The 12,097-nt window shown below is 74.1% G+C and carries 11 protein-coding genes, 2 rRNA genes and 1 pseudogene; 11 read left to right on the forward strand and 3 right to left on the reverse strand.

Annotation, left to right across the window (positions count from 1 at the left end; genetic code table 11):
- The 4 genes and pseudogenes from ACFVTF_RS21575 to ACFVTF_RS21590 all read left to right on the forward strand — a co-directional run.
- Positions 1-93 (forward strand): 23S ribosomal RNA (locus tag ACFVTF_RS21575); the annotation flags it as partial.
- A gap of 109 nt (positions 94-202) precedes the next feature.
- A 5S ribosomal RNA gene (gene rrf / locus ACFVTF_RS21580) occupies positions 203-319 on the forward strand.
- Positions 320-943: 624 nt separating this feature from the next.
- Positions 944-1,810 (forward strand): annotated as a pseudogene (locus ACFVTF_RS21585) (hypothetical protein); the annotation flags it as partial.
- A 180-nt stretch (positions 1,811-1,990) separates the two neighbouring features.
- The gene (locus ACFVTF_RS21590) at positions 1,991-2,869 is read left to right on the forward strand and encodes a tetratricopeptide repeat protein (protein WP_387815802.1); all 879 of its coding nucleotides are present in this window, start codon (positions 1,991-1,993) and stop codon (positions 2,867-2,869) included.
- Between the two features lie 92 nt (positions 2,870-2,961).
- Here the strand turns inward: ACFVTF_RS21590 and ACFVTF_RS21595 are convergent, their stop codons facing one another.
- Complete coding sequence (locus ACFVTF_RS21595; protein ID WP_371519540.1) at positions 2,962-4,332, reverse strand: DUF1015 family protein; 1,371 nt, start codon at positions 4,330-4,332, stop codon at positions 2,962-2,964.
- A 92-nt stretch (positions 4,333-4,424) separates the two neighbouring features.
- Between ACFVTF_RS21595 and ACFVTF_RS21600 the strand changes: the two genes are divergently transcribed.
- Both ACFVTF_RS21600 and ACFVTF_RS21605 read left to right on the forward strand, forming a co-directional pair.
- A complete protein-coding gene (locus ACFVTF_RS21600) occupies positions 4,425-5,024 on the forward strand; it encodes a tetratricopeptide repeat protein (protein WP_387815613.1) in 600 nt (199 codons plus the stop codon).
- A 101-nt stretch (positions 5,025-5,125) separates the two neighbouring features.
- Entirely contained in the window at positions 5,126-6,163 is a 1,038-nt protein-coding gene (locus tag ACFVTF_RS21605; RefSeq protein ID WP_387815615.1) for an HAD-IIA family hydrolase, read from the forward strand.
- Between the two features lie 85 nt (positions 6,164-6,248).
- Here ACFVTF_RS21605 and ACFVTF_RS21610 read toward each other — a convergent pair whose 3' ends face one another.
- Complete coding sequence (locus ACFVTF_RS21610) at positions 6,249-6,596, reverse strand: alkyl sulfatase C-terminal domain-containing protein (RefSeq protein ID WP_387815617.1); 348 nt, start codon at positions 6,594-6,596, stop codon at positions 6,249-6,251.
- Positions 6,597-6,773: 177 nt separating this feature from the next.
- Here ACFVTF_RS21610 and ACFVTF_RS21615 point away from each other — a divergent pair, with 177 nt between their 5' ends.
- The 4 genes from ACFVTF_RS21615 to ACFVTF_RS21630 all read left to right on the forward strand — a co-directional run bounded on the left by ACFVTF_RS21615 (position 6,774) and on the right by ACFVTF_RS21630 (position 9,695).
- Positions 6,774-7,667 (forward strand): histone H1-like repetitive region-containing protein, encoded by an 894-nt coding sequence (locus tag ACFVTF_RS21615; RefSeq protein WP_387815619.1) that lies wholly within the window; start codon positions 6,774-6,776, stop codon positions 7,665-7,667.
- Positions 7,651-7,839, forward strand: coding sequence for a hypothetical protein (locus tag ACFVTF_RS21620; RefSeq protein ID WP_387815621.1), 189 nt, complete (start codon positions 7,651-7,653; stop codon positions 7,837-7,839). Before ACFVTF_RS21615 ends, ACFVTF_RS21620 begins: the two co-directional genes overlap by 17 nt.
- Entirely contained in the window at positions 7,836-8,693 is an 858-nt protein-coding gene (locus ACFVTF_RS21625) for a TlyA family RNA methyltransferase (protein WP_387815623.1), read from the forward strand. Before ACFVTF_RS21620 ends, ACFVTF_RS21625 begins: the two co-directional genes overlap by 4 nt.
- Before the next feature lie 93 nt (positions 8,694-8,786).
- Positions 8,787-9,695, forward strand: coding sequence for an NAD kinase (locus tag ACFVTF_RS21630; protein ID WP_063349647.1), 909 nt, complete (start codon positions 8,787-8,789; stop codon positions 9,693-9,695).
- Between the two features lie 19 nt (positions 9,696-9,714).
- Here ACFVTF_RS21630 and ACFVTF_RS21635 read toward each other — a convergent pair whose 3' ends face one another.
- Positions 9,715-11,214: a PLP-dependent aminotransferase family protein gene (locus ACFVTF_RS21635; RefSeq protein WP_387815625.1), complete on the reverse strand. Its 1,500-nt coding sequence runs from the start codon at positions 11,212-11,214 to the stop codon at positions 9,715-9,717.
- A gap of 133 nt (positions 11,215-11,347) precedes the next feature.
- Between ACFVTF_RS21635 and ACFVTF_RS21640 the strand changes: the two genes are divergently transcribed.
- A complete protein-coding gene (locus ACFVTF_RS21640) occupies positions 11,348-12,043 on the forward strand; it encodes a YitT family protein (protein ID WP_371519562.1) in 696 nt (231 codons plus the stop codon).
- The last annotated feature ends 54 nt before the right edge of the window (positions 12,044-12,097 follow it).

The raw sequence follows: 12,097 nt of genomic DNA on the forward strand, positions 1-12,097 counted from the left end.
GGCTCCCAGTAGACGACTGGGTTGATAGGCCGGATATGGAAGCCCTGTGAGGGGTGGAGTTGACCGGTACTAATAGGCCGAGGGCTTGTCCTCAGACGCTCGCGTTCACTGTGTGGTTCCCGGGTAGCGAACAGCTATCGCCGGCGAACAAGAAAAACACTTATCAATTAAAAAGTGTGTTTCGCTGAATACCCGATAGGGTTTCGGTGGTCATAGCGTGAGGGAAACGCCCGGTTACATTCCGAACCCGGAAGCTAAGCCTCACAGCGCCGATGGTACTGCAGGGGGGACCCTGTGGGAGAGTAGGACGCCGCCGAACAATTATTCAAGGCCGCGGCCCCAGCGATTCGCTGGGGCCGCGGCCTTTTTGTGTTTTGCGAACGAGTAGTACCCCGGCAGGCCGGGACCTTCGCCCAGGCGGAGTGTTCCGGGATGTCGGACAATGGAGATGGTGCGCGGCCAGGAGGCCGGCGCCGAAACCGCGTGACGGCAGCGGAGTTGCTCAGTCCGCGGTGGAGCTGAAGCAGCAGAAGGAGTCACCACGATGTCGAACCAGCCCCAGGACCGTCCCGAGCGTCGATCGGACGACGGCCGAGGCTACGAGCCCCGGTCCCGTGGGGGCTGGTCGAACGACCGTGGCGGCGCCCGTCGGGACGACCGTCAGGGCGGCGGTGGCTTCCGTCGCGACGACCGCCCCTCCGGTGGCGGCTTCAACCGTGACGAGCGTCCGCGTCGTGACGACCGTCCGTCCGGTGGTTTCAACCGCGATGACCGTGGTGGCGACCGCGGTGGTTTCCGTCGTGACGACCGTCCCTCGGGCGGTGGCTTCAACCGTGACCGTGGTGACCGTCCCTCGGGTGGTTTCAACCGCGATGACCGTGGTGGCGACCGTGGCGGTTTCCGTCGTGACGACCGTCCGTCCGGTGGTGGTTTCAACCGTGACCGTGGCGACCGTCCGTCCGGTGGTGGCGGTTTCCGTCGCGATGACCGTCCGAGCGGTTTCAACCGTGACCGTGACGACCGTCCGCGTCGTGACGACCGCCCGTCCGGTGGTTTCAACCGCGATGACCGCGGTGGCGACCGCGGTGGCTTCCGTCGTGACGACCGCCCCTCGGGCGGTGGCTTCAACCGTGACCGTGGCGACCGCCCCTCGGGTGGTTTCAACCGCGATGACCGTGGCGGCGACCGTGGCGGCTTCCGTCGTGACGACCGCCCCTCCGGTGGCGGCTTCAACCGTGACCGTGGCGACCGCCCGTCCGGTGGTGGCGGTTTCCGTCGCGATGACCGTCCGAGCGGTTTCAACCGTGACCGTGACGACCGTCCGCGTCGTGACGACCGCCCGTCCGGTGGTTTCAACCGCGATGACCGCGGTGGCGACCGCGGTGGCTTCCGTCGTGACGACCGCCCCTCGGGCGGTGGCTTCAACCGTGACCGTGGCGACCGCCCCTCGGGTGGTTTCAACCGCGACGACCGTGGCGGCGACCGTGGCGGTTTCCGTCGCGACGACCGCCCCTCCGGTGGCGGCTTCAACCGTGACCGTGGCGACCGCCCGTCCGGTGGTGGCGGTTTCCGTCGCGATGACCGTCCGAGCGGTTTCAACCGTGACCGTGACGACCGTCCGCGTCGTGACGACCGTCCGTCCGGTGGTTTCAACCGCGACGACCGTGGCGGCGACCGCGGTGGCTTCCGTCGTGACGACCGCCCCTCCGGTGGTGGCTTCAACCGTGACCGTGGTGACCGTCCCTCGGGTGGTTTCAACCGCGATGACCGTGGCGGCGACCGTGGCGGCTTCCGCCGCGACGACCGCCCCTCCGGTGGCGGCTTCAACCGCGACCGTGGTGACCGTCGGGACGACCGCGGCGGCTACCGCGGCAACCGCGACGACCGCCGTGACGACCGGGGTGGCTACGACGACCGTCGTGGCAACTACGAGCCCGTCAAGCGCCTGCCGATCCCGGAGGACGTCACCGGCTTCGAGCTGGACGGGGACGTGCGCCAGGAGCTCAAGAGCCTTCCCAAGACGCTCGCGGACGACGTCGCCCGCAACCTGGTGATGGTGGCCCGCCTGCTCGACACCGAGCCGGAGGAGGCCTACCAGTTCTCCCGCGTCGCGCTCCGTCTGGCCTCCCGCGTGGCCGCCGTCCGTGAGGCGGCCGGTTTCGCCTCGTACATGACGCAGCGGTACTCCGAGGCGCTGACCGAGTTCCGTGCCGCCCGTCGGATGACCGGCCGCGCGGACCTGTGGCCCGTGATGGCCGACTGCGAGCGCGGTCTGGGCCGTCCGGAGCGGGCACTGGCGATGGCCGGTGAGCCCGAGGTGAAGCAGCTGGACAAGGCCGGCCAGGTCGAGATGCGCCTGGTCTCCGCCGGCGCCCGCTCCGACATGGAGCAGTTCGACGCGGCCGTGGTGACCCTGCAGAGCCCGGAGCTGGCCTCCAGCGCCGTGCACCCGTGGACCGCGCGTCTCCGGTACGCCTACGGCGAGGCGCTGATCGCGGCCGGCCGTGGCGACGAGGCCCGTGACTGGTTCGCGAAGGCGGCCGAGGCCGACACCGACGGCACGACCAACGCTGCTGAGCGCCTGGCCGAGATCGACGGCGTGGAGTTCGTGGACGCGCTCGACCCGGAGATGGCCGAGGAGGAGTCCGAGCAGGCCGACGCCCCGGCGAAGAAGCGCGGCGGCGAGGCCTCCGACGACCGCGTGATCTTCGAGGACGAGGAGGACGTCGAGGAGTACTACGACGAGGACGACCTCGAGATCGACGAGGAGTTCGACGGCGTGGTGCCCGCGCGCGCCACCGAGGCCAAGCACGAGGCCAAGGACGAGGCCAAGGCTGACGCCGAGGCCAAGGGCGACGCCCGCAGCTGAGCGGTTTCGACCGACGAGTGAGGCCCTGCCCGCTTCCCCCTGGAATTCCAGGGGGAAGCGGGCAGGGCCTCTTCGCGTTTCGGCGGGGGAACCTAGCCCAGTTCGAGGTTGCGCAGGACCAGTCCGGTGGCCGGCTTCGGTCCGAAGGAGGTGGACTTGCGCGGCATGGTGACGCCCTGTTCGGCGAGTCTGCGGACCACGCTCTCCCGGACCGGGTGCAGCAGGACGGCGGTGCCGCCGGTGCGCGCGGCCTCCTGCTCGGCCGCCGCGGCGGTGTGCAGGTAGCCGATGTCGTCCGGGCCGTCGGGGACGTGCCAGGTGCGGTCGAGCAGGGTGGCGTGCAGGACGGTGGCGTCCAGGTGGCGCCACTCCTCGGGCCGGTCGTGCGGCACGGTGGCGTCGAGCAGTGCCTCCTCGGGCTCGCCGAGCAGCCAGTACACGCCGTCCCCGCCGGTCAGTATGAAGCCGTTGCCGCCGTGCCGTTTCTGTTCGGCGAGCGCCTGGAGGGCGGCGGTCAGGGGGCCGGGGACCTCCTTGACCTTCCACTGGTCGCCGAGCCTCTCCAGCGCCTCGGCCACCGGCAGCCGGTACAGCACCCGGTGGATGGCCCGGACCCGCAGCGGGTAGCGGGCGGTGTCCACCAGGAGCACCAGGCCGCGGTCCCACGGGCTGCGCGGCAGGTGGCGGTGCTCGCGCTGGAGGCGGAGGTACATCTCCCAGCGGTGGTGGCCGTCGGCGATCAGGGCCCGGCAGGTGGCGAGGTCGCGGCTGATCTCGGCGATCTCGGCGGGGTCGGCGACGGCCCAGAGGCGGTGGTGGGTGCCGTCGCTGGTGGCCGTGGAGAGCAGCGGCTCGCCCTGGACGGTCCGCTCGATGACGCCGGAGGCGCCGCCGTTGCCGCGGTAGGTGAGCAGCAGCGGTTCGAGGTTGGCCCGGGTGGTGCGCATCAGGCCGACCCGGTCGGCGACCGGCCGCGGCATCACGTCCTCGTGGGGGAGGACCACGCCGGCCTCGCGACCGCTCACCGCGAGGGCGCCGATCAGCCCGCGTTGGAGCAGTTCGGGGGAGTCGCCGGTGGCGGGCACGCGCTGCTCGTAGACGTAGAGCGCGGGCGCCGGGTCGGCGGCGAGGATCCCCTCGCGCTGCCAGGCGGCCAGGAGCCGGGCGGCGTGCCGGTACTTGGTGTCGCGGTCGGGCCGGTCGCCGGCGTCCTCGGGCTCGGGCCTGGGCAGGATCAGCCGGACCACGTTGTGCGGGTCGGCGGTCTCCAGGTCGAGCCGACGGCCGGGGTCGACGACGTCGTACGGCGGTGACATGACCGCGGCCAGGGCGCCGACCCGATCGGGGACGTAGCGCAGGCCTCGGAAGGGTGACAGGGACAGGCCTGCGGTGGCGACGTGCCCGGGATCGCCGGGGCCGCCCTCGGGAGTCTCGACTCCGTCTTCTGCACTGGGTGTGCTCATTCTGGGCATCGTAACCGGGTACGCGTTGTTGAGAGATCGGAATACCCGTGCTGACCTGTGGGACGGGTGTGCGACCGAGGGCGAGGTACCGCATGGACGACAGGCAGGAACGGCTGGACGGCAGCGGCCCGGCCGAGCAGGGCGGGCCGGACGGCGCCGGCGGCGGGGGCGCTACGGCGCACGGCGGCGTGCCGGCGCAGGGGCGTTCCGGCGAGCCGACCGGGGACGTGTACGACTGGTTCCGGCGCGGCGGCAGGCTGCTGGCCCAGGGCAATCCGGCCGCCGCCGAGCAACTGCTGGTCCGGGCGGCGGCGGCCGAGCCGCAGTCGCGCAGCATCCGCGAGACGCTGGCGCGGGCCCAGTTCGACACCGGTTCGTACGCGGCGGCGCTGGAGAACTTCCGGGCCGTCGCGCTGGCCGATCCGTCGGACGACTACGCTCAGTTCGGGTGGGGCGTCGCGGCGGCCCGGCTGGGCGACTTCGAGACGTCCGCCGAGCACCTGGCGCTGGCCGTGGCCATGCGGCCGGGCACCGAGCACTACCAGGCGGCGCTGCGGCAGACCAGGGCGACCCTGGCGGCCCGCGCCGGGGCGTTCGGCCCGCTGCTGCCCGGGGCACCCGGGTACCTGGCGCCCCCGCCGGACCCGGACGGGGCGCCGACGGGCGACGCCGGTGCGGACGACGAGGTCTGACCGGCTCGGGGCCCACCCGCTCCAGGGCCCACCGGCTCAAGGGCCACCCGCTCGGGGGCACCCGAGGAAGCGAACGACGCAGTGAATGAGGTAGCGCAGCCATGACCGAGACGGCCACCACCGTGCGACGGACCGCCCCCGGCGGCAGCGAGCAGCCGCTGACCGAGGCGTACGACACGGCGCTGCTGGACCTGGACGGCGTGGTCTACGCGGGCCCGCACGCGATCGAGCACGCCGTGGACGCGCTGGCCGCCGCCCGGACGGCCGGGATGCGGCTCGCGTACGTGACCAACAACGCCTCCCGCCCGCCGCGGGTGGTGGCCGAGCACCTGACCGGGCTGGGCGTGCCGGCCGAGCCGTCCGACGTGATCAACTCGGCACAGGCGGCCGCCCGGGTGGTCGCCGAGCAGGTGCCGGCCGGGGCGAAGGTGCTGGTCGTGGGCGGCCCGGGGCTGGAGGAGGCACTGGCCGAGCGCGGGCTGGTCGCCGTCCGCTCGCTGGCCGAGGAGCCGCTCGCGGTGGTCCAGGGCTACGACCCGTCGGTCGGCTGGGCGCAGCTGGCGGAGGCCGCGTACGCGGTGCAGCAGGGGCTGCCGTGGGTGGCCTCCAACACCGACCTGACCATCCCGACCGCGCGCGGCATCGCGCCCGGCAACGGGACGCTGGTGGCGGCGGTGCGCGCGGCCGCCGGGGTGGACCCGGTGGTGGCGGGCAAGCCGCAGCCGCCGATGCACCGGGAGACCGTGCTGCGGACCGGCGCGCGGCGGCCCCTGGTCGTCGGCGACCGGCTGGACACCGACATCGAGGGCGCGTTCAACGGCGGGGTGGACAGCCTGCTGGTCTTCACCGGGGTGACCACCCCGGCGCAGCTGCTGACGGCCCCGGCCGAGCACCGGCCGACCTACCTGTCGGCGGACCTGCGCGGGCTGCTGGAGCCGCACCCGGCGGTCACGACCGGGGCGGACGGCTTCGGTTGCGGCGGCTGGGTCGCGTCGGCGGCCGGTGGCGTGCTGCGGCTGGACGGCGGCGGGGACCGCTGGGACGGTCTGCGGGCGCTGTGCGCGGCGGCGTGGACGGTGCTGGACGCGGACGGCGCACCGGCCGACGGGCGCAAGGCCCTGGCCGAACTGGGGTTCTGAGCCGCCGTACGGGGCTCAAGGCGAGGGCGGTCCGGTCCGGTCCGGAGCACTTGGGTCCGGGGCGCTCAGGTCCGGGTGGCCGGGTTCAGAGCAGGGTGCGCAGCCGCAGCAGGTCGCGGAAGCTCGCCTCCAGCCGGATCCGGCCGCCCGCCCAGGCGGACGCGAAGTTGAGCCCGCCGAAGACCACGGCGACCAGGTCGTCGCTGCTCATGGTGAGCCGGATCGCGGCCTTCTCGGCCGGGGCGCCGGGGGCCGAGGCGATGTCGTGGATCCGGCCGTCGCGCAGTCGGCCGGTGAAGGTCAGGTCGAGGTCGGTGATCCGGCAGCTGAGCGAGCGGTCGAGAGCGGCCGCCTTGCGGACGTCACCGGTGGACTTCGCCATGTTCCGGCTGAGCTGTTCCAGTGCCTCGCGGCACTCCTCGGCGTTGGCCATGGCGGCGGTTCCCCTCCCTGGGTTGCCTGGTGGTTGCGGCAGGTGACGGCGATGGTCCCTGCCGGGCCACGGTACCGCAGGCGGGTTTTGGCGGTAGCGTCGTCGGTGGGGTGCCCGGATCGGCCCGGGCACCGACGGCGACGGAGCGATGCGCGCAGGCGCTAAGGAGGCACCCGGATGCTGCCGAGGACGGTGCGGGGAGTGGTGGAGGTCGCCGCCGGGCTGGCGGAGGAGGTCGGCAAGCGGGTCGTCGGGACGGCGGCCGTGATCCTGGAGCGGACCGGGGTCGACGTCACCGAGGTCGAGCGCCGGCTCGGCGGGCAGTTCCCGCCGTCGGCGAAGACGCTGCAGACGCTGGCGGAGGAGGCGGTCACCGCGGGGCGGGCCGGGGTGGACCTGGCCGTCGGGGTGGCGCGCGGCGAGGTGGAGAAGGCCTTCGAGAAGGTCGGCGACCAGGTGATGAAGGTCGGCGTGGTGCTCGCCTACCTGGAGAGCAAGCTGCGCGAGGTCGAGGAGGAGGCCGAGCCTGCGGCGCGGTCGGCCGGGGCCGACGAGGCGGCGGAGCCGGCGCCGGCGCCCCGGGCGGACGACCTGTTCGGGCGCGGCTGGGAGCGGGCGGACGAGCAGTCGGTGGCCCCGGCGGCGGGGGAGCCGATAGTGGCCGAACGGGTGGAGGTGGACGAGCCGGTCGAGGTCGACCCGCCCGTCCCGCCGGTGCGCCCGTCGGTACCGGGCAAGGCCGCCGCGAAGCGGACCCCGGCGAAGAAGCCCACGGCGGCGGAGCAGACCTCGGCGGAGAAGGCTCGGACGGAGAAGGCCCCGGCGGCGGGCCGGGCCGGGGCGAAGAAGTCCCCGGCGAAGAAGGCGGCGGCCGAGAAGCCGGTGGCCAAGAAGACGGCCGCGAAGAAGACGACCGTGCGCAAGACGGCCGTCAAGAAGACCGCCACCGGGCAGCAGGCGGCCGCCGAGCCGCCCGCGCAGCCCAAGGCGCCCGCGAAGCGCACGGCGACGAAGAAGACCACCGTCCGCAAGGCCACCAGCACGAAGAAGCCCGATGACCGGACCAGCTGAAGCCGTCGAACCGCTCGGCGTGGAACGGACCCCGACCGGCCACCCCGCCGTGGACGCCGGGCTGGCCCGGCTGGAGGCCCTGGACGGGGTCCCGGCCGAGGCACACGTCGAGGTGTACGAAGATGTTCACCAGCGGCTGGCCGACACGCTGGCCGCGCTCGACCAGGAATGACCCTGGAACGACCCGCAGGACCCGTAGGAGCTGAAACACCAGTGGCAGTGGCACGACGCCGACTCGACGCGGAGCTGGTCCGCCGCAAGCTGGCCCGGTCGCGTGAGCACGCGTCCGAGCTGATCGCGGCCGGCCGGGTGACCGTCGGAGGCACCACCGCGACCAAGCCGGCCACCCAGGTGGAGACCTCGGCGGCGGTCGTGGTGGCCAAGGACGACAACGACCCCGACTACGTCTCGCGCGGCGGGCACAAGCTGGCCGGGGCGTTCGCCGCCTTCGTCCCGCAGGGCCTGGTGGTCGAGGGCCGCCGGGCGCTGGACGCGGGCGCCTCCACCGGCGGCTTCACCGACGTCCTGCTGCGGGCCGGTGCGGCCGGCGTGCTGGCGGTGGACGTCGGCTACGGGCAGCTCGCCTGGTCGCTGCAGAGCGACGAGCGGGTGACGGTGATGGACCGCACCAACGTCCGGGAGCTGACCCTGGAGCTGATCGGCGGCACCCCGGTCGACCTGGTGGTCGGCGACCTGTCGTTCATCTCGCTGGGCCTGGTGCTGCCCGCGCTGGCCGCCTGCGCGGCCGGGGACGCGGACCTGGTGCTGATGGTCAAGCCGCAGTTCGAGATCGGCAAGGAGCGCCTGGGCAGCGGCGGGGTGGTGCGCAGCCCCCAGCTGCGTGCCGAGATGGTGCGCCAGGTCGCCGGGCAGGCGTGGGAGCTCGGGCTGGGCGTGCGCGCCGTCACCGCGAGCCCCCTGCCGGGCCCGTCCGGGAACGTGGAGTACTTCCTGTGGCTGCGCCGGGACGCCCCGCGGCTGGATCCCGCCGAGGCGGACCGGGCCGTCGCGGAGGGGCCCCGATAGGGTGCTGTGGGGGCGTCCGGTCCGTCATGCTGTGTGACGCGGCCGTACCGGGGCCGAAGGCGACCCGGCAGGCGTGAGGGAGAGGGCAGCGGCATGAGCGATGAAGAACGTACGGTCTTCCTGATCGCGCACACCGGCCGGGCGGCGGCGCTGCGCAGCGTCGAGGCCCTGGTGCACGGGCTGCTGAAGGCGGGCATCCGGATCAGACTGCTCGCCTCCGAGGCGCTGGACCTGGACCTGCCGGACGGGGTCGAGAAGGTGGCCGGGGGCCCGGGCGCGGCGGACGGCTGCGAGCTGATCCTGGTCGCCGGCGGGGACGGGACGCTGCTGCGCGGCGCGGAGCTGGCCCGTGAGCACGGGCTGCCGATGCTCGGGATCAACCTGGGCCGGGTCGGGTTCCTCGCCGAGGCCGAGCGGGACGATCTGGCCGTGGTGGTCGAGCGGGTGGTCGACGCCGACTACGAGGTCGAGGAGCGGATGACGATCGACGTCATCGTCCGCACCAACGGCGATGTGGTGCACCAGGACTGGGCGTTGAACGAGGCGTCGATAGAGAAGGCGTCGCGGGAGCGGATGCTGGAGGTGGTGACCGAGGTGGACGGCCGCCCGGTCTCCAACTTCGGCTGCGACGGCGTGGTGTGCGCGACGCCGACCGGTTCCACCGCGTACGCGTTCTCCGGCGGCGGGCCGGTGGTGTGGCCGGAGGTGGAGGCGCTGCTGATGGTGCCGATCTCCGCGCACGCGCTGTTCGCCCGCCCGCTGGTGACCTCGCCGGACTCGGTGCTGGCCGTCGAGGTGCAGCCCAAGACCCCGCACGGCGTGCTCTGGTGCGACGGGCGGCGCACGGTCGAACTGCCCGCCGGCGCACGGGTGGAGGTCCGCCGGGGGCAGACCCCGGTGCGCCTGGCCAGACTGCACCGGGCGCCGTTCACCGACCGGCTGGTGGCCAAGTTCGCGCTGCCGGTGACGGGTTGGCGCGGGCGGGCGAACACCCACTGCTGACCGTCCGTCGGTTCGCCGGTCAGATCGCCAGCGGCGGGGTGTCGCCGGGCGGCCCGTAGCGGCCGCCCGCCGTCGCCCGGGCGGCGGTCTCGGCGAGCCGCTGCACGGCGGCGGGGACGGCCGGGGCCGGCACGGTGAGCGGGATCCGGATGTGGTGCTCGAACGCGCCGTCCGAGCCGAACCGGTTGCCCGAGGCGATCCGCACCCCGGCGCGTTCCCCGGCCCGGGCCAGCGCCGCGCCGGACAGCCCGCCGGTGGACACCCAGAGCGAGAGCCCGCCCGGCGGCGGCGTGAACGACCAGCCCGGCAGGTGCTCGGGCAGTGCGGCGGCGAAGGCGTGCGCCGTCGCCCGCAGCCGGTCCAGCTGGTGCGCCCGGACGGCGGGCAGCGGCTCGCCCAGCAGTTCGGCGGCGATCAGCTGTTCCAGGACCGGCGTGCCGACGTCGCTGTAGACCCGGTCGGCGGCCAGCCGGCGCACCAGCGCGGGCGCGGCCCGGACCCAGCCGATCCGCAGGCCGCCCCAGAGCAGCTTGCTGGCCGAACCGACGGTGACCACCTGGGCGGACCGGTCCAGCGCCGCCATCGGGCGCGGCAGCGGGACGGACTCCGGTACGCCCCAGCCGAGTTCGGCGGTGGTCTCGTCGGCCAGCACGACGCTGCCGGCGGCCCGGGCGGCGGCCAGCAGCTCGCGGCGCTGCTCCTCGCCGATCAGCGCGCCGGTCGGGTTGTGGAAGTCGGGGATCACGTAGGCGACCTTGGGCGCGGCCCCGCGCAGCACCCCGCGCCACTCGGCGAGGTCCCACTCGGGCTGGGGGCGGTAGCCGTACGGCACCGGCACCAGGCGGGCGCCGGTGATCCGGAGCGCCTGAAGGGTGTGGGCGTAGCTGGGGGCCTCGACGGCGACCCGGTCGCCGCGGCCGATCAGCGCCCGTTGGACGAGGTGCAGCCCGCCCATCGCGCCGGTGGTGACGAGGATCTGGTCGGGGGTGGTGGGCAGGCCGCGCTGGGTGTAGCGGCGGGCGAGGGCCTCGCGCAGCACCGGGACGCCGGTGGGGTAGTGGCCGTGTCCGGAGGCGTAGCAGGGCAGCTGCTCGACGGCCCGGACGGTGGCCTCGCCGAGGAAGGGCTGCGGGGCCGGCAGGGCGGCGACGCCGAGGTCCAGGGTGCGGCCCTGCTCGTCCGGGGGGACGGGGTGCAGCGCGTCGCTGGGCGGCGGGGCGCCCTCGGGCAGGGCGGTCCAGCTGCCGGCGCCGCGGCGGCTGAGCAGGTAGCCGTCGGCGCGCAGGGTCTCGTAGGCGGTGGCGACGGTGGTGCGGCTCAGCTCCAGGGCGCCGGCGAGTTCGCGTTCGGCGGGCAGCCGGGCGCCGACCGGCAGGCGGCCCTCGGTGACCAGCAGCCGGATCTGCCCGGCGAGGGTCCGGTAGGCGGGGCGGCGGGCGGTGGCCGGTTCGGGCAGCCGGGCGGCGGCGAGCAGTCGGGCGAGCGCGGGCGGGGTGACGGTGGTGTGCCAGTCGGCCAAGGCTTGATCAGTCCACTTGCTCGAAATTGGCCCTGGAGCGGGCTCTATTGGCCTGACCATCATGGCAGTGCGGCCGTCGAGTCCGCCACCGCCGGGGCCGCCCGGGGTGCAGCACCACCCGCAGGAGCGCCCGATGGCCACCACGACCACGCCCACGACCACGTCCGGACCCGCCCCGGAGGCCGCCCGGCCCCCGCTCGCCGCCCGGGTGCTCGGTGACACCCACGCCCTGGGCCGCCGGATCCCGCAGCTCGCCGTCGGCCTCTACCTGTACGGCGCGAGCATGGCGCTGATGCTGCGCTCCGGCCTCGGCCTCGACCCGTGGGACGTCTTCCACCAGGGCCTGCAACGCGTCGCCGGCCTCTCGGTGGGCACCTGGGTGACCATCTGCGGCGCCCTGGTCCTGCTGCTGTGGATCCCGATCCGCCAGCGCCCGGGCGTCGGCACCGTCGCCAACGTGCTGGTGCTGGGCGCCTCGATGGACTTCACGCTGCGTCTGGTCGACGGCCCGCACGGGCTGCCCGCCCGGATCGCGCTGATGGTCGCCGCGATCCTGCTCAACGGCCTGGCCACCGGCCTCTACATCGGTGCCCGCCTGGGCCCCGGCCCGCGCGACGGCCTGATGACCGGCCTGCACCGGCGCACCGGGCGTTCGCTGCGGCTGATCCGCACCGGCATCGAGGTGACGGTGCTGGTCGCCGGCGTCCTGCTGGGTGGCACCGCCGGGGTCGGCACGGTTGCGTACGCACTGGCGATCGGACCGCTGGTGCAGATCTTCCTGCCGTGGTGCACGGTGCCGGGACCTGGGCAAACGCCCCGGAAGGGGTGAACTTCCGGGCGCGGAGTTGCCGTGCGGCGTTGCCGCTCGTCGCGCGCCGGGGGT

The sequence above is a fragment of the Kitasatospora sp. NPDC057940 genome (genome assembly GCF_042887425.1).
Lineage (GTDB): Bacteria > Actinomycetota > Actinomycetes > Streptomycetales > Streptomycetaceae > Kitasatospora.

Bases quoted from the DNA above. Each gene is read 5' to 3' on its own strand.
- ACFVTF_RS21610 (WP_387815617.1), bottom strand. From the start codon at position 6,596: ATGGCCAACGCCGAGGAGTGCCGCGAGGCACTGGAACAGCTCAGCCGG.
- ACFVTF_RS21630 (WP_063349647.1), top strand. From the start codon at position 8,787: ATGAGCGATGAAGAACGTACGGTCTTCCTGATCGCGCACACCGGCCGG.
- ACFVTF_RS21600 (WP_387815613.1), top strand. From the start codon at position 4,425: ATGGACGACAGGCAGGAACGGCTGGACGGCAGCGGCCCGGCCGAGCAG.
- ACFVTF_RS21625 (WP_387815623.1), top strand. From the start codon at position 7,836: ATGACCCTGGAACGACCCGCAGGACCCGTAGGAGCTGAAACACCAGTG.
- ACFVTF_RS21640 (WP_371519562.1), top strand. From the start codon at position 11,348: ATGGCCACCACGACCACGCCCACGACCACGTCCGGACCCGCCCCGGAG.
- ACFVTF_RS21605 (WP_387815615.1), top strand. From the start codon at position 5,126: ATGACCGAGACGGCCACCACCGTGCGACGGACCGCCCCCGGCGGCAGC.
- ACFVTF_RS21620 (WP_387815621.1), top strand. From the start codon at position 7,651: ATGACCGGACCAGCTGAAGCCGTCGAACCGCTCGGCGTGGAACGGACC.
- ACFVTF_RS21595 (WP_371519540.1), bottom strand. From the start codon at position 4,332: ATGAGCACACCCAGTGCAGAAGACGGAGTCGAGACTCCCGAGGGCGGC.
- ACFVTF_RS21615 (WP_387815619.1), top strand. From the start codon at position 6,774: ATGCTGCCGAGGACGGTGCGGGGAGTGGTGGAGGTCGCCGCCGGGCTG.